The organism is Pseudomonas sp. H1_G08 (assembly GCF_054681355.1).
Window position 1 is genome coordinate 1,949,905 of the sequence record NZ_CP162822.1, and the last position, 26,844, is coordinate 1,976,748.

The 26,844-nt window shown below is 62.4% G+C and carries 21 protein-coding genes; 13 read left to right on the forward strand and 8 right to left on the reverse strand.

Annotated elements, in window-relative coordinates; translation table 11 throughout:
* Nucleotides 1–66: 66 nt before the first annotated feature.
* Together AB4N85_RS08965 and AB4N85_RS08970 are read left to right on the forward strand one after the other, a co-directional pair.
* On the forward strand, nucleotides 67–972 hold the full coding sequence (locus AB4N85_RS08965) for an AraC family transcriptional regulator (protein ID WP_252867637.1): 906 nt from the start codon (nucleotides 67–69) through the stop codon (nucleotides 970–972).
* Between the two features lie 155 nt (nucleotides 973–1,127).
* The gene (locus AB4N85_RS08970; RefSeq protein ID WP_252867638.1) at nucleotides 1,128–1,904 is read left to right on the forward strand and encodes an alpha/beta fold hydrolase; all 777 of its coding nucleotides are present in this window, start codon (nucleotides 1,128–1,130) and stop codon (nucleotides 1,902–1,904) included.
* A gap of 27 nt (nucleotides 1,905–1,931) precedes the next feature.
* Here AB4N85_RS08970 and AB4N85_RS08975 read toward each other — a convergent pair whose 3' ends face one another.
* A complete protein-coding gene (locus AB4N85_RS08975) occupies nucleotides 1,932–2,852 on the reverse strand; it encodes a LysR family transcriptional regulator (protein WP_236168792.1) in 921 nt (306 codons plus the stop codon).
* Nucleotides 2,853–3,005: 153 nt separating this feature from the next.
* Complete coding sequence (locus tag AB4N85_RS08980; RefSeq protein ID WP_252886230.1) at nucleotides 3,006–3,635, reverse strand: glutathione S-transferase family protein; 630 nt, start codon at nucleotides 3,633–3,635, stop codon at nucleotides 3,006–3,008.
* A gap of 284 nt (nucleotides 3,636–3,919) precedes the next feature.
* Here AB4N85_RS08980 and AB4N85_RS08985 point away from each other — a divergent pair, with 284 nt between their 5' ends.
* Together AB4N85_RS08985 and AB4N85_RS08990 are read left to right on the forward strand one after the other, a co-directional pair.
* A complete protein-coding gene (locus tag AB4N85_RS08985) occupies nucleotides 3,920–5,971 on the forward strand; it encodes a 2Fe-2S iron-sulfur cluster-binding protein (RefSeq protein ID WP_375123738.1) in 2,052 nt (683 codons plus the stop codon).
* 18 nt (nucleotides 5,972–5,989) lie between these two features.
* A complete protein-coding gene (locus AB4N85_RS08990; protein WP_041480326.1) occupies nucleotides 5,990–6,202 on the forward strand; it encodes a hypothetical protein in 213 nt (70 codons plus the stop codon).
* Here the strand turns inward: AB4N85_RS08990 and gabP are convergent.
* A complete protein-coding gene (gene gabP, locus AB4N85_RS08995) occupies nucleotides 6,199–7,605 on the reverse strand; it encodes a GABA permease (RefSeq protein WP_252867640.1) in 1,407 nt (468 codons plus the stop codon). The two genes, AB4N85_RS08990 and gabP, sit on opposite strands and share 4 nt — an antisense overlap.
* Nucleotides 7,606–7,839: 234 nt before the next feature.
* Nucleotides 7,840–9,966 carry a TonB-dependent siderophore receptor gene (locus AB4N85_RS09000; RefSeq protein ID WP_460067766.1) on the reverse strand — a complete coding sequence of 709 codons (2,127 nt, stop codon included), beginning with the start codon at nucleotides 9,964–9,966 and terminating at the stop codon, nucleotides 7,840–7,842.
* 266 nt (nucleotides 9,967–10,232) lie between these two features.
* Here AB4N85_RS09000 and paoC point away from each other — a divergent pair, with 266 nt between their 5' ends.
* Nucleotides 10,233–12,443: an aldehyde oxidoreductase molybdenum-binding subunit PaoC gene (gene paoC / locus AB4N85_RS09005; protein WP_460067768.1), complete on the forward strand. Its 2,211-nt coding sequence runs from the start codon at nucleotides 10,233–10,235 to the stop codon at nucleotides 12,441–12,443.
* Nucleotides 12,444–12,468: 25 nt separating this feature from the next.
* Nucleotides 12,469–12,801 (forward strand): hypothetical protein, encoded by a 333-nt coding sequence (locus AB4N85_RS09010; protein ID WP_323164558.1) that lies wholly within the window; start codon nucleotides 12,469–12,471, stop codon nucleotides 12,799–12,801.
* A gap of 206 nt (nucleotides 12,802–13,007) precedes the next feature.
* Here AB4N85_RS09010 and AB4N85_RS09015 read toward each other — a convergent pair whose 3' ends face one another.
* A complete protein-coding gene (locus AB4N85_RS09015; protein ID WP_236168785.1) occupies nucleotides 13,008–13,592 on the reverse strand; it encodes a TetR/AcrR family transcriptional regulator in 585 nt (194 codons plus the stop codon).
* 212 nt (nucleotides 13,593–13,804) lie between these two features.
* Between AB4N85_RS09015 and AB4N85_RS09020 the strand changes: the two genes are divergently transcribed.
* The 3 genes from AB4N85_RS09020 to AB4N85_RS09030 all read left to right on the forward strand — a co-directional run bounded on the left by AB4N85_RS09020 (nucleotide 13,805) and on the right by AB4N85_RS09030 (nucleotide 17,436).
* Entirely contained in the window at nucleotides 13,805–14,482 is a 678-nt protein-coding gene (locus tag AB4N85_RS09020) for a type 1 glutamine amidotransferase domain-containing protein (protein WP_056786124.1), read from the forward strand.
* Nucleotides 14,483–14,584: 102 nt separating this feature from the next.
* Nucleotides 14,585–15,706: an alkene reductase gene (locus AB4N85_RS09025; RefSeq protein ID WP_460067772.1), complete on the forward strand. Its 1,122-nt coding sequence runs from the start codon at nucleotides 14,585–14,587 to the stop codon at nucleotides 15,704–15,706.
* Nucleotides 15,707–15,897: 191 nt separating this feature from the next.
* Nucleotides 15,898–17,436 carry a cryptochrome/photolyase family protein gene (locus AB4N85_RS09030; protein ID WP_460067775.1) on the forward strand — a complete coding sequence of 513 codons (1,539 nt, stop codon included), beginning with the start codon at nucleotides 15,898–15,900 and terminating at the stop codon, nucleotides 17,434–17,436.
* Between the two features lie 6 nt (nucleotides 17,437–17,442).
* On the opposite strand, the gene AB4N85_RS09035 is transcribed toward AB4N85_RS09030, so the two are convergent.
* From AB4N85_RS09035 to AB4N85_RS09045, 3 genes are all read right to left on the reverse strand, one after another.
* On the reverse strand, nucleotides 17,443–18,945 hold the full coding sequence (locus AB4N85_RS09035; RefSeq protein WP_460067777.1) for a sensor domain-containing diguanylate cyclase: 1,503 nt from the start codon (nucleotides 18,943–18,945) through the stop codon (nucleotides 17,443–17,445).
* Nucleotides 18,946–19,075: 130 nt separating this feature from the next.
* Nucleotides 19,076–19,990: a LysR family transcriptional regulator gene (locus tag AB4N85_RS09040; protein ID WP_460067780.1), complete on the reverse strand. Its 915-nt coding sequence runs from the start codon at nucleotides 19,988–19,990 to the stop codon at nucleotides 19,076–19,078.
* Nucleotides 19,991–20,084: 94 nt separating this feature from the next.
* Complete coding sequence (locus AB4N85_RS09045) at nucleotides 20,085–21,284, reverse strand: MFS transporter (RefSeq protein WP_460067782.1); 1,200 nt, start codon at nucleotides 21,282–21,284, stop codon at nucleotides 20,085–20,087.
* 286 nt (nucleotides 21,285–21,570) lie between these two features.
* On the opposite strand from AB4N85_RS09045, the gene AB4N85_RS09050 reads away from it, so the two are divergent.
* From AB4N85_RS09050 to AB4N85_RS09065, 4 genes are all read left to right on the forward strand, one after another.
* Nucleotides 21,571–22,851 (forward strand): c-type cytochrome, encoded by a 1,281-nt coding sequence (locus AB4N85_RS09050; RefSeq protein WP_460067784.1) that lies wholly within the window; start codon nucleotides 21,571–21,573, stop codon nucleotides 22,849–22,851.
* Nucleotides 22,848–23,321, forward strand: a complete 474-nt coding sequence (locus tag AB4N85_RS09055; RefSeq protein ID WP_236168780.1) for a (2Fe-2S)-binding protein — start codon at nucleotides 22,848–22,850, stop codon at nucleotides 23,319–23,321. Before AB4N85_RS09050 ends, AB4N85_RS09055 begins: the two co-directional genes overlap by 4 nt.
* Entirely contained in the window at nucleotides 23,318–25,552 is a 2,235-nt protein-coding gene (locus AB4N85_RS09060; RefSeq protein ID WP_460067787.1) for a xanthine dehydrogenase family protein molybdopterin-binding subunit, read from the forward strand. The genes AB4N85_RS09055 and AB4N85_RS09060 overlap by 4 nt, the downstream gene beginning before the upstream one ends.
* A gap of 171 nt (nucleotides 25,553–25,723) precedes the next feature.
* Nucleotides 25,724–26,836 (forward strand): alkene reductase, encoded by a 1,113-nt coding sequence (locus AB4N85_RS09065; RefSeq protein ID WP_431077998.1) that lies wholly within the window; start codon nucleotides 25,724–25,726, stop codon nucleotides 26,834–26,836.
* The last annotated feature ends 8 nt before the right edge of the window (nucleotides 26,837–26,844 follow it).

Consider the following 26,844-nt stretch of genomic DNA (forward strand, 5'->3'; position numbering starts at 1 on the left):
TGTCGGTCATGCTCAACGTCTTGCTCAATCGTCTCAACTTTGCGGATTCCTTCATGATGGGTGCCAATGAACTCGCTCGATAAGCTCATCAGCCTGGCCAACGTGCGCGGCAGCCTCGATCTGCGTTGCCAGTTTCAAGGCGACTGGGCGCGCGATCATCAACAGGAAGCCTTGGGCAAGGCGCCCTATCACATCGTGCTCAAAGGTGAATGCCGGGTGGAACTGGCCAGCGGGCAACGCCTGGCGATGCGCGCTGGCGATATTCTGCTGTTGCCACGGGGCACGCCGCATGTGCTGCACAGCGGCGGTAAAGATGTAGCGCCAATGCTGCCAACGCTGATTCCCGGCGGGGTGTTGCCGATCTATCGGCTGGGTGGCGCGAGCGCCGATCTGGACATGCTCTGCGGTGGCTTTCATTACAACCGCGCATCGATGCTGTTCGCCGCCCTCCCCGATTACCTGTTGATTGCCAACGATGGTTTGCCGGTGGATGCGCCGCTGACAGCCCTGGTCGCGCTATTGCGCAGCGAAGCCGACAGCGAACAGCCGGGTGCACGGTTCCTCCTCGACTCACTGTCCCAAGCGTTGTTCACCTTGATCCTGCGTGCGCACCTGGCGCGTGCCGATCACGACAAAAGCACCCTGGCGCTGCTCGGCGACCAGCGCCTCGGCCGCACCTGTCAGGCGATATTGGCCGACCCGGCGCACGAATGGACCATCGAGGCCATGGCCGACACCGCGAACATGTCCCGTGCAACGTTCATGCGCACCTTTGCCCGGGTCGCTGGCGTATCGCCGTGGGTGCTGCTGACCCAGTTGCGCATGGAGCTGGCATTCAGTCTGCTCAGCCATTCGCATCTGGGCCTGAATGACATTGCCGTGCAGGTCGGCTATCAGTCGCAGGCTGCCTTCAGCAAGAAATTCAAGGAAATCTACGGCGAGGCCCCGGGCAAAGTCCGCCGCGCGATCTGATTGAATGGATCGCTTTGTATCAGCGTGTAGCTTTCGCCGACACAGATACACACGCATGCGAAGTCCGGCCGTGCGCACACAGAACTGACACATTTAGCGCGCTAAATACCCCTGTCGCTTCAATTCCTACCCCAACCAATCGACAGGACATCACCATGAACAAAGTCTTCGCAACCCTCGCCCTTACCGCCGCCATGTTCGGCGCCACCGCTGCGTTCGCCGCGCCGGTCAAACCTACCGTGGTGCTGGTGCACGGTGCCTTTGCCGATTCGAGCAGCTGGAACGGCGTGGTCAAGATTCTCGAGAAGGATGGCTATCCGGTGATCGCCGCCGCGAACCCGCTGCGCTCGGTCAAGGGTGATGCGCAATCGGTGGCGGATGTGCTGGCCAGCGTGAAAACTCCGGTGGTGTTGGTCGGCCACTCCTACGGTGGCCCAGTGATCAGCGAAGCCGCTTACGGCAATGCCAATGTCAAAGCGCTGGTGTACGTCGCAGCTTTTGCACCGGAAAAGGGTGAAACCGCCGCTGAGCTGTCCGGGCGTTTCCCTGGCAGCACCCTCGGCCCGACCCTGTCGGCCCCGGTTGAGCTGAGCGATGGTGGCAAGGATTTGTACATCCAGCAGGACAAATTCCATGAGCAGTTCGCAGCCGATGTTTCCCCGGCAGATGCGAAGTTGATGGCTGCCACCCAGCGCCCGGTGACCGTCGCCGCGCTCAACGAAGCCGCCACCGAGCCTGCATGGAAAACCGTGCCGTCGTACTTCGTCTACGGTGACCAGGACAAGAACATCCCGGCGCAAGCCTTGGCGTTCATGGCCGAGCGCGCGCACTCCAAGCAGACCGTCGTGGTCAAAGGCGCTTCGCACGTGGTGATGGTGTCCAACCCGAAAGCCGTTGCCAGCCTGATCGAAACGGCTGCGGCCGCGAAGTGATCCAGCGCTGAGTTGAACCTTGAAGCCTTAGCCGTGAACCCTGTTCACGGCTTTCAGCGCTGGGTGGTGTTGCAGCCGCTCGCTGAGAAAATCCACAAACGTGCGCACCTTCGCCGGTACGCGCGGATGTTTCAGATAGACCAGTTGCACAGGTAACGGCGGCGGCTCAAAGGCCTCCAGCACCAATTCCAGTTCACCGGCCGCGACCTGGCTGGCGACTTGATAGGACAGCACCCGGGTAATGCCCCAACCGGAACTGGCGATGTTGATCGCCGCCTGATTCGCGGTGACCACCAGACGCGGTTCGAAGCGAAAACTCAACGGGCCATCGGCATGGGCGAATTGCCAATCGCTGAGCAAATGACTGGCGGACGACATGACGATATTGGCGCGGCTCAGCTCGTTCGGATGTTGCGGTCGGCCATAGCGGGCGAAGTAATCGGGGGTGCCGCAGATGACCTGACGGACCTCGCCGACCTTGATTGCATGCTGATTGTTCTCGTGCAAATGGCCGATGCGCACGGCGACATCGATACCCTCTTCCGCCATGTTCACCACGCGATCAACCAGCAAAGCCTTCAGATGCACCGAAGGAAACGCATCGACGTATTGCGCCAGCAACGGCGCGATGAACAACTCGCCAAACAATACCGACGCGGTCACGCTCAAGTGCCCGCACGGCACCCGGTAACTGCCGGCGGCCGCCTCTTCGGCTTCGTCGACGTCGCACAGAATTCTTCGGCAATCGTCCAGATAACGATGCCCGGCTTCGGTCAGGTGCAGGCTGCGTGTGGTGCGCGACAACAGGCGCGTGCCGATGCGTTGTTCCAGCGCGGCAATGGCGCGGGTGACGCTGGGGGGCGAGGTGTTCAAACGCCGGGCCGCCGCCGCAAAGCCGCCCTCCTCGGCCACGGCCAGGAACATGCGCATTTCCTGAAAACGATCCATAGCTGGGGACCTGTCGAAGACTTTGAAAACCCACCGACCCTGTGGGAGCGGGCTTGCCCGCGATGGCGTCCTGTCAGTCAACAACGATGCTGAATGACCCACCGCTATCGCGGGCAAGCCCGCTCCCACAAGTTTTTTTGGCGTGTGCTGATATCAAGCGCTTTGCAGGCCCACCGCTGTGCGCTGCATGCCAACGAATTTCGGCAGCGCCTCGACCCGCCCGAGCCACGCCCGCACATTCGGGTAATCCTCAAGCGAGACATTGCCTTCCGGTGCGTGGGCTACGTAAGTGTAGGCGGCCACATCGGCAACGGTTGCCTTGTCGCCGGCAAGGAATGCGCTGTTGGCCAACTCGTCTTCCATCACTTGCAATAAAGCGTGGGAACGCTTGATCGCATCAGCCGCGTCGTAACCGGCGCCGAACACCGTGATCAAGCGCGCCGTGGCCGGGCCGGAGCTGATCTGCCCGGCAGCTACCGATAACCAGCGTTGCACCTTGGCTTGTTCGACCGGATCGCTCGGCAGCCACTGGCCGTTGCCGTATTTGCTCGCCAGATAAACAAGAATACCGTTGGAATCAGCGAGCACCGTACCGTTGTCGTCAATCACCGGCACTTGGCCGAAACGGTTTAGGGCGAGGAATTCAGGGGTTTTGTGTGCGCCCTTCATCAGGTCGACGAATACCAGTTCGGTCGGAACATCAAGCAGGGACAGCATCAACTCGACGCGATGCGAGTGGCCGGACAACGGATGGCGGTACAGTTTGACGGCTGACTGGGACATGACGTGCTCCTGGATTATTTGAGGTCGACCCGCTGATCGTGTCGATGGGCTCATCCTGCTCCCCTGCCGCAAATCGCGGAATCCTCAGCAAATACAATCGAGCATTTCAGCCAGTGAAATAATCATCCTCGTCCTTAGGCGCGCGTAGGGATCATTTCACCGCGTGAAACAGTGGATTGCAGTTTCTGGCCATTCCCTCGCAACCGGCCGAGGGCGAACATGAGCCCACTTGAGCTTCAGCCCCTGGCGGCTCACCGGCCCGTTTGCACCCGAGGAGAATCGAAATGGACACAGCGTCGAAACCGCAGCCCTCGCCCTGGCATGAAGGTGAGCTGACCCTGCAACGTGCCGTCGGCGCGGTGGAAATGATGGTCGGTGTCGGCCAGCGGCAACTGGCCCGCGACTGGATGCCGGATCAGCACCGCGAGTTCTATGCGCAACTGCCCTTCGTCGTGCTCGGCGCCGTTGATGGCCAGGGCGACCCGTGGGCGACGCTGCGCACCGGTCAACCGGGGTTCATGGATTCGCCGTCACCACAGGTTCTGAAGATCAAACTTGACGCCCAGCCCAATGACCCGGCCAATCAAGGCCTGCAGCCCGGCGACGCGATCGGCATGCTCGGCATCGAGCTGCACACCCGTCGGCGCAATCGCATGAACGGCAACATCAGCCGCCGCGATGACAACATTCTTGAGATCGGCGTGACCCAGGCTTACGGCAACTGCCCGCGCTACATCAATCTGCGCCATTACGCGTTCGTCGACGAAACCACCGACACCGCGCTCGACCTGCCTGTCAGCGAACCCTTGGTGCGCGACATGATCACCGCCGCCGATTCGTTCTACGTGGCCACTTATGTGGTGCGCGACGGTGAGCGCCAGGTCGATGTGTCCCATCGCGGCGGCAAATCCGGTTTCGTCCATATGGACGAGGACGGCACCCTGACCATCCCGGATTTCTCCGGCAATCTGTTCTTCAACACCCTGGGCAACATCCTGCTCAACCCGCGCGCCGGGCTGACCTTCATCGATTTTGAAAGCGGCGATCTGTTGCAGATGACCGGCAGCGCAGAAGTGCTGCTCGACGATCCGCAAATCGCCGCGTTCCAGGGCGCCGAGCGCCTGTGGCGCTTCAAGCCGCAGCGCATCGTTTACCGTCAGGCCGCATTGCCACTACGCTGGGCCGAGCAGCCGCAAGGCGATTCGCCCAATTCGCAAATGACCGGCAGCTGGGAGCAGACCCGCGAGCGTTTGCAGGCCGAGGCGCTGCGCAATCAATGGCGCGCGCTGCACGTCACGCGGGTGGTCGATGAGAGTCCGCAGATCCGTTCGTTTTACCTGCAAGCCAACGACGGCTTCGGCCTGCCGCGCTTCGAACCGGGCCAGCACTTGCCGATCAAGGTCTTGCTCGACGGCCAGGATGCCGCGTCGATCCGCACCTACAGCGTGTCCAGCGCGCCGTCGGACGAGTTTCTGCGTATCAGCGTTAAACGCGATGGCTCGGTCTCCTCGCATCTGCATGATCGCGTTCAGGCATTGGACTTGATCGAAGCCCGCGCGCCGCAAGGCGACTTCACCGTCGACGCCACCGAACGCCGGCCACTGGTGCTGTTGGCCGCCGGGGTTGGGGTGACGCCGTTGCTGTCGATGCTGCGCGAGGTGGTCTATCAGGGCAAACGCATCAGCCGCATGCGCCCGACCTGGGTGGTGCAAAGCAGTCGCACCGTCGAGGATCTGGCCTTTCGCGAAGAAATCGACGCCTTGGCTGCACGCGCCGGTGACAAGGTCAAGGTGCTGCGCGTGGTCAGCCAGCCGCCGCTGGAAGCAACAGCGCAGGGTTACGATCATGCCGGGCGCATCGACATCGCCTTGCTGAAGAGCCTGCTGCCGCTGGATGACTACGATTTCTACCTGTGCGGCCCGGGCAGTTTTACCCAGGCGCTGTACGACGGCCTGCGCAAAATGCGCATCCCGGACGATCGCATCCACGCCGAAACCTTCGGCCCGTCGACGCTGATCCGCGATGTCGAAATCAGCACCCCGGCGCCGCCGCAAGTACCGGTCGCCGAAGAGCCGGTCAAGGTGTTGTTTGCCACGTCCGGCAAGGAAGCACGCTGGGAACCGGGCAGCGGCACCTTGCTCGAACTGGCCGAGGCGCGTGGCTTGAATCCGGAGTTCAGCTGTCGCGGCGGGTCCTGCGGCACCTGCAAAACCCGCCTTACCAGCGGCCAGGTGCATTACCTCACCCCGCCGGCCATGCGCCTGGCGGACGACGAAGTGCTGATCTGCTGCGCCGCCCCGGCGCAGGGCAGCGACACCCTGGTGCTGGATGTTTGAATTTTGAGGAGGTGTGCCATGAAGCCGTTTGCCGAAACCAGCGTCGTTTGGCCGCAAGAGAAAACCGGACTGTCCGCCAGCGAATGCGAACGCAGTTTTTTGCTGCCGCAACTGATGGGCTCGCTCGCCGGTGAAACCTGCGCGTTGACGGGCTCATTCAATCAACGTGAGCATCTGCCTTCGAGCCCGAACGGCTGGTTTTCCCGTGGGCTCAAGGCGTTGTTTGCTTAGGCTTTGCTAACAGCCGCCACCCTGCCCGCCGGCCCGTGCTGGCGGCTGGTGACCAGGCCAATGAACGAGATCAGCAGCGCCAGGCCAATGGTCGAGGTCACTTCCAGGCGATGTTCAGGGGTGATCATCATCACCGCCAAAGCCGCGCAGATGAAGGCGATGACCAGCCAGGTGAGCCAGGGAAACAGCCACATGCGCAGGGTCATTTCGACCTTTTCCCGTTCCAGTCGGCGGCGCATGCGCAACTGCGAAATGGCGATCACCAGATACACCAGCAAGGCAATAGCCCCGGAGCTGGCGAGCAGGAACTGGAACAGCCCGGCCGGCATGAAATAGCTGAGCAAGGTAACGCCCGCACCAATCACCGTGCTGGCGATCACCGCCGCGCGTGGCACGCCGGCCGCCGAAGTCACCTTCAATGCCGGCGGCGCATCGCCGCGTCGGCCCAGCGAATAGAGCATGCGCGAGGAAATGTAGATCGAGGAGTTCATGCAACTGGCCACCGCGATCAACACGACCACGTCGACGAGGAATTTGGCGTTGGGGATGTTCATCAGTTCCAGTGCGCGCTGGTAGGAACCGACCGAGGCAAGTTGCGGGTCATTCCACGGCACCACGGAAATCACCACGAAGATCGACAGCAGATAGAAAATGCCGATACGCCAGATCACCGAACGGGTGGCCTTGGCGATGTTCTGCGCCGGATTGTTCGATTCCGCAGCGGCAATGGTCACCGCTTCGGTGCCGATGAAACTGAACATGATGGTGATGAACGCGCCGACCACCGCCGACATGCCGTTCGGCGCAAAGCCGCCGTGCTCGGCCATCAGCGTGCTCAAGCCACTGGCTTCACGCTCGGGAATCCAGCCCATCAGCACCGCAAAACCCAGGCCGATGAAACCGATGATTGCGATGACCTTGGCCATGGCGAACCAGAATTCGAACTCGCCGTATTTCGACACGCTGAACAGGTTGGTGATCACCAGCAGCACGATCGACAGCAAGGCGAACAACCAGGCATCGACCTGGGGAAACCACTGATTGAGCACGTGACCGGCGGCCAGTGCTTCGATGGGAATCACCAGCACCCAGAACCACCAATACAGCCAGCCGATGGTGAACCCGGCCCAGCGGCCAATGGCTTGATCGGCGTAGGTGGAAAACGAGCCGGTGTCGGGGTGCGCCACGGCCATTTCGCCGAGCATGCGCATCACCAGCACGACCAGCAGACCGGAGAACAGATAAGCGAGCAGCACCGCAGGTCCTGCAGCGGCGATGGCGTGGCCTGAGCCAACGAAAAGTCCTGCGCCGATGATGCCGGCAATGGAAAGCATGGTGACGTGACGCGGTTTGAAACCTTGCGCCAACTGACCGTTGGAGTCCTTGGGGTTCAGGCTAGTCATGGGTTCTTATTGTTCTCATGATCGACGTTTGGGCCACTGACTGAGCGTCAGGCGATCATCATTTCCGGTGTCGGCATCAGGCGAAAGCAGCGACGCAGACGCTTTGCCGACGAAATGATGCTTCACCTTACGTGGCCCGACCGCCGCGCAACTAGCCTGAGTGCGGCATGCCGATGTCTGATTTCGACATGCCACTTCAGGCCAGCATGGGGCGGCGGCAACCGCTGCGGCGAGTTACAGCGTGTAGGAAATCCCCACCTGCACGGTTCGCGGCGCGCCCGGGTAGGCGTAAACGTTGCCGAAGGCGCCTTCTTCGTAGTCGCGATCGAAGATGTTTTTCACATCGAGGTTGAGCCGCACCTTGTCGTTGACCTTGTAGAAGCTCAGCAGGTCGACCACGGTGTAACTGCCCATGGAAAACGCGGTGTTGGCGGTCTGCCCGGCTCGCTCGTCGACGTATTTCAGGCCGGTGCCAAGGCCAAGACCTTTGAGCGCGCCGTCCTGGAACTCGTACATGTTGAGCAGGCTGAAGCTGTTCTTCGGGATGTTCAGCAGTCGGGTGCCGGAGCGCAGCGTGTTGTCCTTGGTCACCTCGGCGTCGACGTAGGCGTAACCGCCGACCACTCGCCACTCCGGGGTGAGGTTGCCGGTAACGTTGACGTCGAAACCACGGCTGCGTACTTCACCAGCGGCGACGCTGAAGGTCGAATCCACCGGGTCGGTGGTCAGCACGTTGCGTTTTTCGATCTGGTAGATCGCCGCGTCGACGCTCAACTGCTGATCCAGCGCTTCCCACTTCACGCCCATCTCGTAGGACTTGCCTTTCTCCGGGGCGAAACCGCCGCCTTCGCGGCTGGCGCCGGTGTTGGGCTTGAACGAGCGCGCGGTGTTGGCGTACACCGCCAGGGTTTCGGTCAAATCGTAGGTCACGCCGATACGCGGGGTGACGGCATTGTCGCTGGCTTGCCAGCTCTTGCCGCCGGGCACGTAGGTTTCGTAATCGTGCTCGAAGCGCTCGAAACGTGCGCCGGCCAGCACCTTCAGTTTGTCGGTCAGCGCGACCTGATCCTGCACGAACGCCGCATAGGTCTTGAGGTTTTCCTTGTCGTGAGTCGGTGTGCGGGTCAGCGCCGGACGTGGCTGGCCGTAAACCGGATTGAAGATGTCGATCGGGTAGGCACTGACCGCGCCGCTGGAGCGCTGGATGATCGACTTGTAATCGTAATCTTCATACTCGATGCCGGTGAGCAAGGTGTGCTGCAGACCGCCAGTGTCGAAATGCCCGGTGAGGTTGAGCTGGGTGTCCTTGTCGGTCCATTCCAGCTTGCGGTAGTTGAAGTTGCGCCCCAGCGTGCGGCCGTCAGCGGCGATGCCGTTGGCCTCGATCGCATTACCCTTGAGCGAGCCGTCGAGCCACTGGAAACCTCCGCCCAAGGTCCAGTCGTCGTTGAGCATGTGTTCGAAACGCAACTGCGCCATGTTGTTGTCGTTGTGCAGCTTGCCGACGTCCTTCTCGCCAAAGAAGGTATCGCGCGAGGCAGTGCCGATCTGCGCCGGGTAGCGCGTGACGCCGCGATCGAGCGGCGCGTTGTTGCGCATGAAGTCGCCTTCGAAAATCAGCTTGGTCGCATCGGTGGCCTGCCAGGTCAGCACCGGCGTGATGCCGTAGCGCTCGTTCTCGACATGATCGCGGAAGGTGTCACCGCCCTCGCCCACCACATTCAAGCGATAGGCCAGACGCCCTTCTTCGTCGAGTGGCCCGGAAGCGTCGAGGGTGCCGCGCTTCATGCCTTGGTCGTTCAACTGGCTGCCTAACGTAACGGTGCGCTCGGGCAACGGCTGTTTCGACACCACGTTGAAGGTACCGCCTGGGTCGCCACGGCCATAGAGCATGGTCGCCGGGCCGCGCAGCACTTCCAGACGCTCGATGGTGTTGGCGTCGGGCATGTTCGGGTAGCCACGGTTAATCGGGAAACCGTTGCGGTAGAACTCACCGGTGGTGAAACCGCGCACGGTGAAGGTGGTCAGGCCCTGCCCGCCGAAATTGTTCGCCCGACCGACGCCACCGGCGTAATCCAGCGCATCCTGCAAACGCGTGGCGCCGAGGTCTTCGACGGCATCCTTCGTCACCACGCTGATCGATTGCGCGGTTTCATGAATCGAGGTGTCGGTGCGCGTGGCGCTGGCCGAACGGGTCGCGCGGTAGCCTTGCACCGGGCCGTCTGCCCGTTCGTAATCCGCTGTGCCGACTACGTCGGTAGCTTCCAGCTCAAGCGTTGAAGAAGTCGGTTCGGCTGACTCAGCCCACGAGGAAGAAGACAACGCCTGCAGCACACAAATGGAAAGCAGAGTTCGACGCATGAGGTGAAAACCTTTACGAATAGGCCAGAACGAAGGGCAAAACCGCCAGTGAAAACGTCGCGCATGGTATACGGTCGCATTAGTAATTGAAACGTATTCCTATTTGTCATATTGATCAGGATTGGTGAGCGAGATTCATCACTCCATCCTGAATCCGCGCATTATCAGTGGCGCGTCGATGGCCTAGGCTCGTAGAGATCCGACGTCAACCGATGGCTGCGCCGCGCTACGTGTGCGTCGCCAGCCTGTCTGGAAGGAATTTGCAGATGAAATTCGACACCCCGGCCGGCTCCAATCCGATCGACCAGCTGAAGGTGATCGGCCAACCTGCCGACCGCATCGACGGCAAGCTGAAAACCACCGGCACCGCCCCCTACGCCTACGAGCAAAACGCAGCGGTGCCGGACGCCGCCTATGGCTATATCGTCGGCGCCGGGATCGGCAAGGGGCGCATTGCCTCGATCGATTCGACGCAAGCGCGGGAAGCGTCCGGGGTGATTGCCATCGTCACTTACGAAAACGCCGGGGCATTGGCCAAAGGCGAGTTTTACGTAGCCAGGGCCTTGGCCGGGCCGCAGGTCGATCATTATCACCAGGCCGTGGCGATTGTCGTCGCGGACACCTTTGAACAGGCGCGCGCGGCCGCCGGCTTGCTCGACATCCGCTACGTGGCCGAACCAGGTTCATTCGATCTGGCGGCTGCGAAAGACTCCGCAACCCCACCGCCACCGGCCGGTTTCGGCCCGCCGCCGCAGACCAGCGTCGGTGACTTCGAAGGCGCCTTCAACGCTGCGCCAGTGCAAATCGATCAGCACTACAGCACACCTGACCAGGCCCACGCGATGATGGAACCGCACGCAACCATTGCCCGTTGGAGTGGCACGCAGTTGACCTTGTGGACATCGATCCAACAGATCAACTGGGGCGTGCGCGATCTGGCGAAAACCCTCGGCATCGCCAAGGAAGATGTGCGCCTGATCTCGCCATATATCGGCGGTGGTTTCGGCGGTAAGGGCACGATTCTTTGCGACGCAGTGTTGGCATCCCTGGCCGCTCGACATGCCGGGCGACCGGTGAAAGTCGCGCTGCCGCGGCCGCTGATGTTCAACAACCTGACCCATCGTCCAGCGACGCTTCAGCGCCTGCGCATCGGTGCCAACCGTGACGGCGTGATCACGGCGATCGGCCACGAGAGCTGGTCGGGCAATTTGCGCGGCGGACGCGCCGAAGCGGCTACCGCGTCAACCCGATTGCTTTACGCCGGGGCCAATCGCATGACCCGTTTGAATCTCGCCGTGCTCGATCTCGCCGAGGGTTCGGCGATGCGCGCGCCGGGCGAGGCACCGGGGATGATGGCGCTGGAAATCGCCATGGATGAACTGGCCGAAAAGCTGCAGATGGATCCGCTGCAACTGCGCATCCTCAACGACTCGCAGGTCGATCCGGAGCAACCGGCGCGGCCGTTCTCCAAACGGCAGTTGGTGGAATGCCTGAACACTGGCGCCGAACACTTTGGCTGGCGTCAGCGCAACCCTCAACCCGCTCAGCGCCGTGAGGATGGCTGGCTGATCGGCATCGGGCTGGCCTCGGCGATTCGCGGCGCACCGACCACCGCTTCGGCGGCGCGGGTGCGTCTCGATCGTCAAGGCGTCATCACCGTGGAAACCGACATGACCGACATCGGCACCGGCAGTTACACCATCATCGCCCAGACCGCCGCCGAAATGATGGGCGTGCCGCTGGACCGTGTCGTGGTGCACTTGGGCGATTCGCGGTTTCCGGAATCGTCGGGCTCCGGCGGCCAGTGGGGAGCCGCCTCCTCCACTGCCGGCGTGTATGCCGCGTGCATGAAACTGCGTGAAGCCGCCGCTCGCGCCGTCGGGATTGACCCGCAGCAAGCCGAGTTTGTCGATGCACAGATTCGCGCAGGCTCGCAGCAGGTTGCCTTGGCTCAGGCCGCAGCCAATGGCGAGCTGACGGGCGAGGACCGCATGGAATACGGTGACCTTGCCCAGCGCTTCGCCCAGCAGACTTTCGGCGCGCATTTCGCCGAAGTCGCGGTCAATGCGGCGACCGGCGAAATTCGCCTGCGCCGGCAACTGGCCGTGTGCGCCGCCGGGCGCATCCTCAACCCGAAAACCGCGCGCAGCCAGATCATCGGCGGCATGACCATGGGCGCTGGTGCGGCATTGATGGAAGAGCTGGCGGTGGATCATCGAATCGGCTTTTTCGTCAATCACGATCTGGCCGGATACGAGGTGCCGGTGCACGCCGACATTCCCCATCAGGAAGTGATCTTTCTCGATGAAGTCGACCCGTATGCCACCCCGCTGAAGGCCAAAGGCGTCGGTGAGCTGGGTATCAGCGGCGCGGCGGCGGCGATCGCCAACGCGATCTATAACGCGTGTGGCGTACGGGTGCGCGATTATCCGATTACGCTGGATAAACTCATCGGCGAGTTGTCCTACCCGGTCTGAGACTGGATCACGCAGGATATCGCCCATGTACCCCACCACCCCCGATGGCCGCTATTTTGTGGTCAAGCAACAGCTGTGGCGTTGCAGCAATCCATCACTGCCAGCCGCCGAACGTGAGACGTTTGTAGCCGAACTCATGTCAGCGCGGCGTGCGGTCAAAGAGGCGAAGCGTGCGGAGGATGCACAGGCGTTGAAGTCGGCGAGAGCTCGCGTCAACGACGCCAAAGTCGCGCTGGGTGAACGCGGGCCGGTGTGGTGGGATGACGGCAGCCCGGATTACAACCGTTTCAAGGTGAGCAATACGCCGTATGCGCAGTGGTTTGCCCAACTGCCTGAAGAGGAAAAGTCCCCTGACTGAATGTTGAGTGGCCTGATCCGGTACTCCCTGGACATAACTGCGACAACCACCGCTAATCCCTGTGGGAGCTGGCTTGCCAGCGATGAGGTCAGCACATCCAGCATTGATGTAGCAGATATACCGCCATCGCTGGCAAGCCAGCTCCCACAGGGATTGGGGATTGAATCAAGATCGGTGGTTCACTCATACAGGGACCTGCACGAGGCTCAGACTCGCAAAAGCTGCCGGGTCATCGCCATTGAGGTTTCCAGCGACTGTCCGGTGCGCTGGAGTTTGTTCAGCAGACTCGCGCCGAGCCAGAGCTGATACAGCGTCTCTGCCAACTTCCGCGCATCGCCCTCGGGCAAGCTTTTGTCATTTTGGCCTTGTTCGATGCATTCGGTGATGCGCGCGACGATGCGTTCGGCGCCGTCGCGCAAGGTCAAGCGCATTGATTCGGAGAGGTCGGCGACTTCGGCGCTGAGTTTCACCACCAGGCATTCATCGCCGTGGCCTTCCACGGTGCAGCGGTTCTGCCAGCCTTGCCAGTAATCCATCAAACGCTCGAACGCAGTCAGCCCAGGCAATGTCAGGCGGCGCTCCATGTCGGCGAGGTAGTCGACGAAGTAATCCTCGAGCAGCGCCTGGCCATACAACTCCTTGGATTTGAAGTAGTGATAGAACGAGCCCTTGGGCACGCCAGCGGTCTGCAGGATCTCGTTGAGGCCGACGCTGGTGAAGCCCTTCTCGGCCATCATCCGGTGGCCGGTGTCGAGCAAGTGTTGGCGGGTGTCGTCAAAGGTCGGCTTCATGGTGCGCAAAATTCCAGACAATAGACCAGTCGTATACTTCTCAAGGCCGGGAGTTTGCCATAACCGACGGGCAAAAACATTTTCTGAAAAAATTACTAGACGACTGGTCTAATTGGAACCTATGCTGCGCCCCGAGACACAAATTCATGCGGTGCCGACGCTGAGCGAATTCCTCGCCCTGTGCCGATGCCTGACCAAACCAAGGGTGCTCTATGAAAATCTTGATGGTTCTGACTTCCCACGATCAACTCGGCAACACCGGCAAGAAAACCGGCTTCTGGCTGGAAGAGTTCGCCGCGCCCTACTACGCCTTCAAGGACGCCGGCGCCGACGTCACGCTGGTATCGCCTGCCGGCGGCCAGCCACCGCTCGATCCGAAAAGCGATGAGCCAAGCGCGCAGACTGCCGAAACCGATCGCTTCCGCGCTGATTCGGCCGCGCAACAGGCGTTGGCCAACACGGGTCGCCTGGCTGATGTGAAGGCTGAGGATTTCGACGCAGTGTTCTACCCAGGCGGCCATGGCCCGCTGTGGGATCTGGCCGAAGACAAGGCCTCGATCGCGCTGATCGAAGCCTTCGACCGCGCCAACAAACCTCACGGTTTTGTCTGCCACGCACCCGGCGTGTTGCGTCATGTGGTGCGCGCTGACGGCCAGCCGATCGTCAAAGATCGCGACGTCACCGGTTTCACCAACGCCGAAGAAGCTGCTGTTGGTCTGACTGACGTGGTGCCGTTCCTCATCGAAGACGAATTCCAGCGTCTGGGCGGGCGCTATTCGAAAGTCGCCGATTGGCAGGTGCATGTGGTGGCTGACGGTCAACTGGTCACCGGCCAGAACCCGGCCAGCTCCGCCGCCGTTGCCGAAAAGCTGTTGAAGATGCTCGGCTGAATCCCTCGCTCTACCCCGATCAACGCCGCGTGCGTACCGCCCGGCGTTGTTTTTTTGCCCAGTCACTAGTCGACTGGTCTAATCAGATTCAAGGCTTACTCCATGAATAACGCTTTCTTCACGCCTGCCAAATTGGGCGCACACACCCTGAAAAACCGCATCGTCCTGCCACCTCTCACCCGCCAGCGCAGCACGCAACCGGGCAATGTCGCCAACGAATTGATGGCCGAGTATTACCAGCAGCGCGCCGGTGCCGGTTTGCTGGTCACCGAGGGCACCCAGATCGAACCGCGCGGCCAGGGTTATGCGTGGACGCCGGGCATTCACACGCCGGAGCAGATCGCCGGTTGGCGCAAAGTCACAGAGGCGGTGCACGCGGTGGATGGCGTGATCTTCGCCCAGCTCTGGCACGTCGGTCGGGTTTCACACACAGCGTTGCAGCCCAATGGTGATGCGCCGGTGTCGGCCTCTGCGGTGGCGACGGACCGCGTCAGCGTGTTCATCGAAACCGCGCCTGGTGTCGGTGAACTGGTGCCGCCGTCCGCTCCGCGCGCGCTGAGCACCGATGAAGTGCAGGAACTGATTCAGCTGTACATCCAGGCCGCGCGCAACGCGATGGATGCAGGTTTCGACGGCATCGAACTGCATTGCGCCAACGGTTATCTGGTCAACCAGTTCATCTCCGCCCACAGCAACCTGCGCACCGATCAGTACGGCGGCTCACTGGACAATCGCTTGCGCTTCTTGCGCGAAGTGGTGGCCGGTGTTGCCGAATGCATCGGCAAGGACAAGGTCGGTGTGCGTTTCGCACCGTTGTTCACTACCACCGATGAAGCGCGGACGTATCTGGGCCTGGTCGAGGAAGATCCGCACAGCACTTACATTGCCGCGATCAAGATTCTCCAAGACGTCGGCATCGCCTACCTGTCGATCGCCGAAGCCGACTGGGACAACGCGCCAGCGATGCCGCAGACCTTTCGCCAGGCCGTGCGCGACACGTTCAGCGGCGCGATCATTTATGCCGGTCGCTACACCGCCGAAACCGGCGCGCAATTGCTTGAGTCGGGCCTGGCCGATCTCGTCGCGTTTGGCCGACCGTTCATGGCCAACCCGGATCTGCCGGCGCGGATTGCCAATGATTGGCCGTTGAACCAATTGAATCCGGCGACGGTGTATGGCGGCGGTGCCGAGGGCTACATCGACTATCCGACCTACCCCGCATAAGGACACAACACAAATCCCTGTGGGAGCTGGCTTGCCAGCGATGGCGTCAGATCAGTCGATGCATGTGTGCCTGACAAAACGCTATCGCTGGCAAGCCAGCTCCCACACGGGACACTGCGCGCACAATACCTATACATAACAAACAATCTGTATAACTATTGGAGTTCGAATCGTTCACCGGACTTCGCTCCATGCCCCCAGCCCACCGCTTGCTCCTGATCCTCGGCGACCAGCTGTCTTTCGACCTGGCCTCCCTGCAGCCACTCGATCCCCAGCAAGACCTGCTGCTGATGGTCGAGGTCATGGAGGAAGCGACCCACGTCGCCCATCATCCGCAAAAGATCGCTCTGATCTTCAGCGCCATGCGCCACTTTGCCGAGGCGTTGCGCGATAAAGGCTACCGCGTCCAATACGTCCGCCTCGACGACCCGGATAACAGCGGCTCCATCCCCGGCGAACTGCAGCGCTGGCAAACCCTCACTGGTGCCGACGAAATCCACATCACCGAATGCGGCGACTGGCGCCTTGAGCAGTCAATCAAAGATTCGGGCTTGCCCGTGCACTGGCATTCAGACCGCCGTTTCCTCTGCTCCCGCGAAGAGTTCTCCAATTGGGCCAGCGGCAAGAAACAGCTGCGCATGGAGTTTTTCTACCGCGAGATGCGGCGCAAGAGTCGGCTGCTGCTCAATGGCGACGGTACGCCGGTCGGCGGTGCGTGGAATTTCGATGCGGAGAATCGCAAGGCGCTGCCCAAACACGCCAAACCGCCCTACCCGGCACGTTTCGCCAATGACGCAATCACCCAAGAGGTGCTGGCGTTGGTCGGCGAGCGCTTTGCCACGCATTACGGCACGCTGGATGACTTCAACTACCCGGTGACCCACGCCGATGCCCTGGCCTTGTGGCAATACTTTCTCGACTATGCGCTGGGCGGCTTCGGTGATTACCAGGACGCCATGGCCAGCGACGAACCGTTCCTGTTTCACGCGCGGATCAGTGCCGCGCTGAACATCGGCCTACTCGATTTGCGCCAGCTGTGCAGCGATGTCGAGGCGGCCTACTGGTCGGGGAGCATCGGCCTCAACGCGGCCGAAGGCTTCATTCGGCAGTTGATCGGCTGGCGCGAATACGTGCGCGGTGTGTACTGGCTGAAGATGCCGGATTACGCCGAGGGCAATGTGTTCGGCAACACGCGTGCGCTGCCGGAGTTCTACTGGACGGGTGAAACGCAGATGAACTGCATGCGCCAGGCCATCGGCCAAAGCCTGCAACATGCCTACGCCCACCACATCCAGCGGCTGATGGTCACCGGCAACTTTGCCTTGCTGGCCGGGATTGCGCCGAAGGAAATCTGTGAATGGTATCTGGCGATCTACATGGACGCCTTCGACTGGGTCGAACTGCCCAACACCCTGGGCATGGTCATGCATGCCGACGGCGGTTATCTCGGCTCCAAGCCTTACTGTGCCAGCGGCCAGTACATCAATCGGATGTCGGATTACTGCGGCGACTGCGCCTACAAGGTCAAGGAAAGCAGCGCGGACGATGCCTGCCCGTTCAACGCGCTGTACTGGCATTTCCTCATGCGCCACGGCGATATCCTGCGCGGCAATCAGCGCATGGGCATGATGTACAAGAACCTCGACCGCATGCCGCTGGCCAAGCAGGATGCGCTGTGGCAACGCGGGCAGATGCTGTTGGCGAAACTGGATAGCGGCGAAGCTTTCTAGTGCGCCTCAGGCCTGCCCGGCCATCCCGTTGCGCCCCGCCGCTTTGGCGCGGTACAGCGCCTGATCCGCGTTCTGGATCAACGCCGGGAGCGAATCCAGCTGGGCGCCCGTCCCTACCGCCATACCGATACTCACCGTGATCCGAGCAAACGGACTGCCCGGGTGGGCGATGTTCGCCTGCTGCAAACGCTCGAGCATCAGTTGCGCCACCACCGTCGCACCGGCGCTGTCTGTGGCCGGCATGATCACCGCCATTTCCTCGCCACCGTAGCGCGCGACCAGATCCGAGGGGCGTCGCACGCAGCCTTCAAGAATCTTGCTGACCGCTTGCAGGCAGGCATCGCCGGCGACGTGGCCCAAGGCATCGTTGAACAATTTGAAGTGGTCGATATCGATCATCAGCAAGGCCAGCGAAGTCCCGTCACGCTGCGCGCGCCGCGCTTCCACCGTCAGGGTTTCATCGAAACAGCGGCGGTTGGCCAGGCCGGTCAGCGCGTCCTTCAGCGCCAGTAATTCCAGCTGCCGATTGGACGCGAGCAATTGCTGCTGGGCATCGCGCAAGGCTTCTTCGGCCTCGGTGCGGCGGCGGATATCAAGGATCAGGAACCAGCCGATCAACCCGGTCAGCCCCAGCAGCCCGATCACCACCACCGCCGACAGCGCCGCTTCGATGCGCCACGCCGCCAGCGCTTCGTCCTTGCCCAGAGCCACGGTGGTGATCAGCGGCAGCGTTTCGCTTTTGCGGAACGCGTACAACCGCTCCACGCCGTCGAGGCTGGAGGTGTACGAGGCAGTGCCGACTGAACGGTCAACGAGGTATTTGGCGTAAATCGGCGATTTGGAGAAGTTGCGGCCCATGTCCTGCTCGCGGAACGGATAGCGGACCAGCAGCGTGCCATCGGTGTACGACAGGCCTATCGCGCCGTCCTGGCCAACGTCGAGTTTGCCGAACACCCGCAGAAAGTTTTCCACCCCCAGCGTCACTGCTACAACGCCAGCGAACTGGCCACCGGCGTCATTGAAGCGCCGACTGATGGTCACCACCCATTCGTGATTGGCACGGCTCTGGATCGGCGGGCCAATGAACGGCTCGCGGCTCCGGTTTTCACGGTGGTGAATGAAATAGGCGCGGTCGCTGCTGTTGGCGCCTTCCGGAATCGGCCGATTGGAGGACATCAGCCAATGCCCGTTCCGGTCATAGATGATGATGCCGCTGAGCTGTGGCATCAGCGGCTGCTGGCGGTCGATCAGGCTCTGGATGCGCTGAATCTGCGCCGGGCCGTTGCCCTCGGTTTCCAGACGTTCGACCAGTCCGAGCAAGAGCAGCGAGCTTTGCCGGACAATGCCTTCGGTGTAGGTGTTGAGCGCCTGGGTCAGGTTCAGGCCATGCACATCGACCTCGGCCAGCGCGCGCTCACGCGAAGACCAGACTTTCCAGATCGTCAGCGAAGTCAGGGAACAGCCAATCACCAGCAGCAGGAGCATTACAAGGCGAGTATCACGCTTCACGTCAGTACCTTAAGGAAGTCCGGTATCCATTCCAGCCATCATTCGAACGTCGGCACTCACGGCGGCCACGTGTTCCGGGGCGCAAGCATACAAGCAGTGTGCAGCGGCTGCAGCAACAGAGTGTGCAGCGCTAAGCGGCAGGTGCGGCGGGTTTGAGGATTTCCACGAGAAAATCGATGAACACGTTGATCCGGCTCGATCCACGGTGATTGGGCAGGTACAGCGCGTTGATGCAACTGCTGGCACTGCCGGGATTGACCTCGTAGTGCTCAAGCAAGCGCGTCAGGCGCCCGGCGGCGACGTCGTCGCGCACCAGCCAATCGGCCAGCAGCGCCACCCCGCCATCGCCAATCGCCGCTTCGCGCAGAATGTCGGCGTTATTGCTTTGCAGGCGGCCCGCAACGTTGAGCTGAATCGGCTCTTCGTCGCCCTGAAAGGTCCAGTGGTGATGGCTGCCGCCGTAATCGAAACGCAGGCATTGGTGCTCTAGCAGATCCCGCGGATGTTCGAGCACGGCGCTGCGCGCCAGATAATCCGGGCTGGCGACAATCCAACGCTGAAACTGCCCGACGCGTTTGCTGACGATGTCTTCGCTGACCACCGTCGAGCCGAGCCGCACTGAAACGTCGATCTGCTCGCTGAGCAAATCGCTGACCTGATCGCTCAGTGACAGGCTGATCTCCAGCCCCGGATGGCGTTCGAGCAAGCGGCTCAGGTGCGGCGCGATCAGCCGGCGGCCAAACTCCACCGGCACGCTGATGCGCAAGCGGCCTTGGGCATCACTGCCACGATCGGCGACCACCGCATCGGCTTCGTCGATAGCATCGAGAATGGCCACGGCCTTCTCGAAATAGGTTTGACCGGCGACGGTCACGCTGGTGTTGCGCGTGGTGCGATTGAGCAGACTGGCGCCCAACTCGTTTTCCAGCCCCGCCACTTGCCGTGTCACCGAAGACGTCGAAATCCCAAGCTTGCGCGCCGCCGAGGAATAGCCCCCGCAGCGCACGGTTTCAACAAACATCTTCAATGCCAGCAACTTGTCCATAAGCGGGATCCGGTGGTGAGGGAACGCCGCTGATTGTGCATCAGTGCTCGCCACACGTCTTGTATCGTCGTGCTTGCCGGGCCTCATCGCGACCTCAGCCATCAGCCTTGCGGCTCAGGAACAACGCCAGCGCCAGCGCCGGCAACACCGCTACGCCGACGGCCGAGAGATTCCAGCCGAAGTGTTCGTACAGCGGGCTGGCGACCAGTGAGCCGAGGGCGCCGCCGACGAAGATGCTCGTCATGTACACCGCATTCAGGCGGGCGCGGCTGTGCGGGTCGAGGGCGTAGACCTCGCGCTGGCCGAGCACCATGTTCAACTGCACGGCAAAATCCAGCAGCACCGCACACACCACCAGCCACACATAACCACTGCCCGGCAACGCGGCGATCAACAGCGACAGCGGCGCCAGCAGCAACGCCACCAAGGTACCGCGACGACCGTGCCCGGCATCGGCCAGACGCCCGGCAATCGGCGCAGCAATCGCACCCACCGCGCCGACCAACGCAAAGATCGCCACCTGCGCCTGGCTGAAACTGTGGTGACGCATCAGCTCAATCGGCGCGAGAGTCCAGAACAGGCTGAAACTGGCGAACAGTAAACCCTGATACAGCGAACGCTGGCGCAACACAGGAAAGCGTCGGGCCAAGGCAAACACCGAACCGATCAACGCGACATAGGTGGCTTTGTGCGTCGGCACCCGGCGCGGCAATGCCACAGCGGTAATCAGCGCGATCACCGCCATCAGTGCCGCCGCGCTGTAAAACACCCCGCGCCAGCCGAACACTTCGACCAACAGGCTCGACAGCGGCCGCGACAGCAGAATCCCCAACAGCAGGCCGCTCATGATGTTGCCGACCACGCGGCCCCGGCTGGCTTCCGGTGCCAGATGCGCGGCCAGCGGCACAAGGATCTGCACCGCAACCGACGTCAGGCCGATCAGCAAAGAGAGCAGCAGAAACAGCGACGGCGAATGAGTCAGGCCAGCGCACAACAGCGTCACGCTGGCGGCGAGGGTGAAGCCGACCACCAGACGGCGGTTTTCCATCAGGTCGGCCAGCGGCACCAGCAGCAACAAGCCCACCGCGTATCCGAACTGCGTCAGCGAGACGATCAGGCTGGCATTGGCGCTGGAGAGGCCGATCTGCGGCGCGATCAGTTCGACGATGGGTTGTGCGTAATACAGGTTGGCGACGACCGCGCCGCAGCAAAATGCCAGAAACGCGACCATCAGGCCGGAGAGTGAAGCAGGCTGTTCGGCCGGGGCCGCAACGGCAGGGTTGCCCGTAAGCATGGTGACACCTCGTTGAGTTCGGGAAAGTTGTGCCAAGGCTACGGTCAGCCGGCGGGGGCGAGAATGCGTGCCACTGGCAACGCACTGATGCGCGGCGCGCAACGTTGCTTGTGGCGCAACGCGCTGTTGCGCGGGCCGGTGATTCTCCGCTGCAAGGGTCTTCTCTACGCTTTGGCCCTGGCGCAGACGTCCGCATCGGCGCCCTTCCCCCGGCTGCTACAAGGAGCGTTTCCATGACCCGCACTGCACTCGTCCTGCCACTGTCCGCCGCGTTTTCCTGCCGATCATGAACAGCCCTCTACTCAAATCCAGAACCCTGTGGATCAGCGTGGCCGTGCTCGCGCTGATCGGCCTGATCGTCGCCGTCGCGCTGATGTGGCGCCCGGCGATCGCGCCAATCAAACGGCTGACGTCATTCGATACTGCGCAATTGCAACGCGGCGCACGGGTGGTCGAGGCCGGCGACTGCGCGGTGTGCCATACCCGCCCCGGCGGCGAATACCTGGCCGGCGGGCTGCCGCTGGTGACGCCGTTCGGCACGCTGTACAGCACCAACATCACTCCAGATGCGCAGACCGGGATCGGCGAGTGGTCATTGCCGGCCTTCGAGCGGGCGATGCGCGAAGGCATTGCCCGCGACGGCCACTTTCTCTACCCGGCCTTTCCTTACGTGCACTACCGGCGCATGAGCTCCGAAGACATCGCCGACGCCTATGCCTACTTGATGAGCGGCCCCGCCGTACACGCGCCCGCCATGCAGAATCAGATGAACTTCCCGATGAACATCCGCCCGCTGGTGTCGTTCTGGAACCTGCTGTTTCTGCACGGCGAGCCACTGACGCCGCTGGCCGAACACAGCGCGGCATGGAATCGCGGACGTTATCTGGCCGACGGCCCGGGCCACTGCGCCGGCTGCCATTCGCCGCTGAACCTGATCGGCGCGGAGAAATCCTCGGAGTATCTGCAGGGCGGCAGCGTTGATGGCTGGGAAGCGCCGGCACTGGTCGGCCTCCAGCAACGCGCCAATCCATGGAATCGCGAGCAATTGGTCGGCTACCTGCGCGCTGACGTGGTCGATGGTCACGGCACACCCGCCGGCCCGATGCGCCCGGTCAGCCTGAGTCTGGCGCGCTTGCCGGCCAGTGAAGCCGAGGCGATTGCCGACTACCTGCTGAGCCTGCAAAGCCCGCACGCGGTGACCGAAATCACCCCGAAAAAGCAGCCGAGCAGTCCAGCGGATCACAGCAGCGGCGCCCTGCTCTTCAGCAGCGCCTGTGCCGGATGTCACGCACCCGCCGCGCCGATGCGGGAAATCGACGGCCGCCCCGGCCTGCAAAGCACTTCGGCGCTGCAAGCGGCCAGCCCGCGCAACTTTCTCAAGACCGTGCTTGAAGGCGTGCCCGCCATTCCCGGCGCGCCCGGCCCGGTGATGCCGCCGTTCGCCGCCAGCCTCGACAACGCCCAGCTCGGCGCACTGGCGGCGTATCTGCGCGAGCAAGCCAGACCCGAGCAGCCATGGACTGACCTTTCTTCCACTATTGAAGCGTTACGTCAGGAGACGAAATGAGCCAGATCACTCTCACCGTCAATGGAGCCACCCAAGCGCTGGAGCTGGAAGCGGACATGCCGCTGCTGTATGCGCTGCGCAATCACCTGAACCTCAACGGCGCCAAGTACGGCTGCGGCCTGGGCCAGTGCGGCGCGTGCACGGTGATCGTCGACGACCAGCCGGTGTTCGCCTGCCTGACGCCTTGCGCAGGCCTTGAAGGAAAAAAGATCCGCACCGTGGAAAGCCTCGGCAGCGCAGAGAAACCCGGCCCTTTGCAAGCGGCGTTCATCGACAAGCAGGCCGCGCAATGCGGTTACTGCATCGCCGGCATGCTGATGCGCGCGCAGGCGTTGCTCGAACGTGATCCGCACCCGGACGAACAAACCATCCGCGAGCACATGGCCGGCAATCTGTGCCGTTGCGGCACGCACTTGCGCATCATCGAGGCGATCAAACAGGTGGCCGGGCATAACGGGAGCCTGACATGAGCGAAGCAAACGGCTTGAACCCCAGCCGCCGGGCCTTCCTGCGCGGCGGCGCGTTGCTCATGGCTTTTACCCTGATGCCAATGGCGCGGCGGGCCTTGGCCGACACCGAAGTCGACACCCTCGGCACCGTAGTGCTGGCCCCCGATCTGCCCGGCAGCCTGCGCACCAACCCTTACTTGGACGCGTGGATTCGCATCGGCGCCGACGGCATCACCGTGTACACCGGCAAAGTCGAATTGGGCACTGGAGTAAAAACCGCGTTGCTGCAAATCGCTGCCGAGCGCTTGCAGGTGCCGGCCAGCGCGATCAACTTGCTAACCGCCGACACCGCACTGACGCCCAACGAAGGCTACACCGCCGGCAGCCACAGCATTTTCGACAGCGGCACCGCGCTGTACAACGCTGCCGCGCAGGTGCGGGAAATGCTCGTCGATGCCGCTGCGCGCAGTTGGCAAGTCGATGCTGCGCAACTGAGCACTCGCGACGGCATTATCGAAGGGCCAGCCGCTCAGCGCATGGCTTATGCCGAAGCAGTCCAGCATGTCGATGTGCACCAATACGCCAAGGCGCAATCACCGGCGATGGCAGCGGCCGACTTCAAGCTGATCGGGCACAACCTGCCGCGTCTGGACATTCCGGCCAAGGTCAGCGGCGGCGCGGCGTTCGTGCAAGACATGCGCCTGCCGGGCATGCTGCATGCGCGGGTGATTCGCCCGCCGCGTCCCGGCTGCACGCTGCAGGCATTCGATACGGCATCGATTGAAGCGCTCAGCGGCGTGGTCAAAGTGATCCGCGACGGCAACTATCTGGCGGTGGTCGCCCGTGATGAGTGGCAAGCGATCAAAGCCATGCGCAGCGGCATCGAGAGTGCCAAGTGGAGCGGCGGCGAGGCGATTCCCGAAGCCGCCGGGATTCACCATTTGCTCAAGCAGCTGCCCTCCAAGCGCTATCCGATCAGCAACAACGGCAATCCCGGCGGCGCGACCGAAACGCGCTTCAAGGCGCGGGTCACCAAGCAGTATCTGATGCACGGCTCGATCGGCCCGTCCTGTGCGGTGGCCTGGTTCAACGACGGCGTGCTCACGGTGTGGACGCACACCCAGGGTGTCTATCCATTGCGCGCTGGTATCGCCGAGATGCTGCGTCTGCCGCCGGAGCGTGTGCGCTGCATTCATACCGAAGGCTCGGGTTGCTACGGCCACAACGGCGCCGATGATGCCGCCGCCGATGCCGCGCTGATCGCGATGCGCCTGCCGGGCACGCCGGTGCGCGTGCAATGGATGCGCGAGCAGGAAAATCTCTGGGAGCCGTACAGTTCGGCGATGGTCACCGAAGTCGATGCCGGCCTCAGCCACGGTCGTTTGCAGGACTGGAACTACGAGCTGTGGACCACGCCGCACAACGAACGCATCGTCAATGCCGGGCGCTTGCTGCCGGCACGTCTATTGGCGAAACCCTTCGCCTCGGCGCCGTCGGTGCCAATCGCCCAGCCCGAAGGTGACGGCGATCGCAACGCGGTGCCGCTGTACGAACTGGGCGCGACGCGGATCAACATGAACTTCGTCACCACCATGCCGTTCCGCACTTCGGCCATGCGCTCGCTCGGTGCGCACATCAACATCTTCGCCATCGAGGCGGGTATCGATGAGTTGGCGATCAAGGCTGGCCTTGATCCGGTGGCGTTGCGCCTGGCCCATCTGAGCGATCCGCGTGCCCGCGCCGTGATCGAGCGCGTGCGTGATGAAATCGGCTGGCCCCACAAGAGCAACGAGCCCGGCGCGGGGATCGGTTTTGCCTTCGCCCGCTACAAGAACATCATGGGTTACTGCGCCCTCGCGGTGAAACTGCGGGTGCATCCGCAGACCGGCGAAATTCGCGTCGATCATGTGGTGACAGCGGTCGACGTCGGCCAGATCGTCAGCCCCGATGGCCTGCGCAATCAGGTCGAGGGCGGCATCGTCCAGTCGGCGAGCTGGACGCTCTACGAACAAGTCGCCTACGACGCGGGCGGCATTCGCAGCTACGACTGGAGCGGTTATCCGATTCTGCGTTTCACCCAATTGCCGAAAAAAGTCGACGTGCATTTGCTTGATCAACCGGGCGAACCCTTCCTCGGTGCTGCCGAAATCGTCCAAGGGCCAATGGCTGCTGCCCTCGGCAACGCGGTCAGCAATGCCACCGGCCGGCGCTGGCTGAATCTGCCGCTGACTCGCTCGACCCAACCCGCCTGAACCACGCCCGCGTTCATCAGCGATGAGCGCGGGTGCCGTTGCGTTGCGCGCAAAACTGCGTAGCGCCGGCCACGGATTATCAGCCCCGCCACCCCCGGTTAAGTTACCTGCACAGCACGCGGCACCTGGCTGCCGCGCTTGTACCCTACTCATCGACATCCGGAGCTACCCATGACCCGTCGCCTGTTCCAACCCATTGCCCTCGGCCCTTACACCCTTGCCCATCGTGTGGCGATGGCGCCCCTGACCCGCTCGCGCGCTGGCCAGCCGGGCGACGTTCCGACCACGATGAACGCCGAGTACTACCGCCAACGCGCCAGTGCTGCGCTGATCATTACCGAGGCCACGCAGATTTCTCAGCAAGGCCAAGGTTATGCGTGGACGCCGGGGATCTACACCGATGCGCAAGTCCAGGCGTGGCGCGAAGTCAGCACGGCGGTGCACGCAGCGAACGGTCTGATCTTCATGCAGCTGTGGCACGTCGGCCGGGTCTCGCACCCCAGCTTTCAGCCGGACGCCGGCTTGCCGGTGGCGCCAAGCGCCCTGCCAGTGCCGGGCAAGACCTTTATCGTCGATGAACAAGGCAACGGCGTGTGGGGTGATGTGCCGGTACCGCGCGCCCTCGAAACAGCGGAAATTGCCGACATCGTCGAAGACTATCGCCGCGCTGCGCGTAACGCGTTGAACGCTGGCATGGACGGCGTGGAAATCCATGCCGGCAACGGTTATCTGCTCGACCAGTTCCTCAACAGCAACAGCAACCAGCGCGACGACGCCTATGGCGGCAGCGTAGAAAACCGCGCGCGCTTCCTGCTCGAAGTGGTCGCCGCCGTGGCTGATGAAGTCGGTGCCGAGCGCGTCGGCGTACGACTGACGCCGATGGGTCGCTTCATGGGCATGGGCGATGACACGCCCGAAGCGACCTTCGGTTATCTGGTCGAAGCGCTCAACCAGTGGAATCTGGCCTACCTGCACCTGGTCGAGCCGGCCATGGTCGGCACGGTCAAGGACGAAAACTTTGATCCGCGCTGGGACGCGATCATCGCCCAGTTGCGCCAGACCTGGAACGGCGTGCTGATCCTCGCTGGCGGTTACGACGCCGAGTCCGCTGAACAGGCGCTGAACGCCGATCGCGCCGACATCATTGCCTTTGGCCGGCCATTTTTGGCCAACCCGGACCTGCCGCGTCGGCTGCACGACGGGCTTGAACTGAACACGCCGGATCCGAGCAGTTTCTTCGGCGGCGATCAGCGTGGTTATGTCGATTATCCGTTTCACGCCTGAGGCTTGGG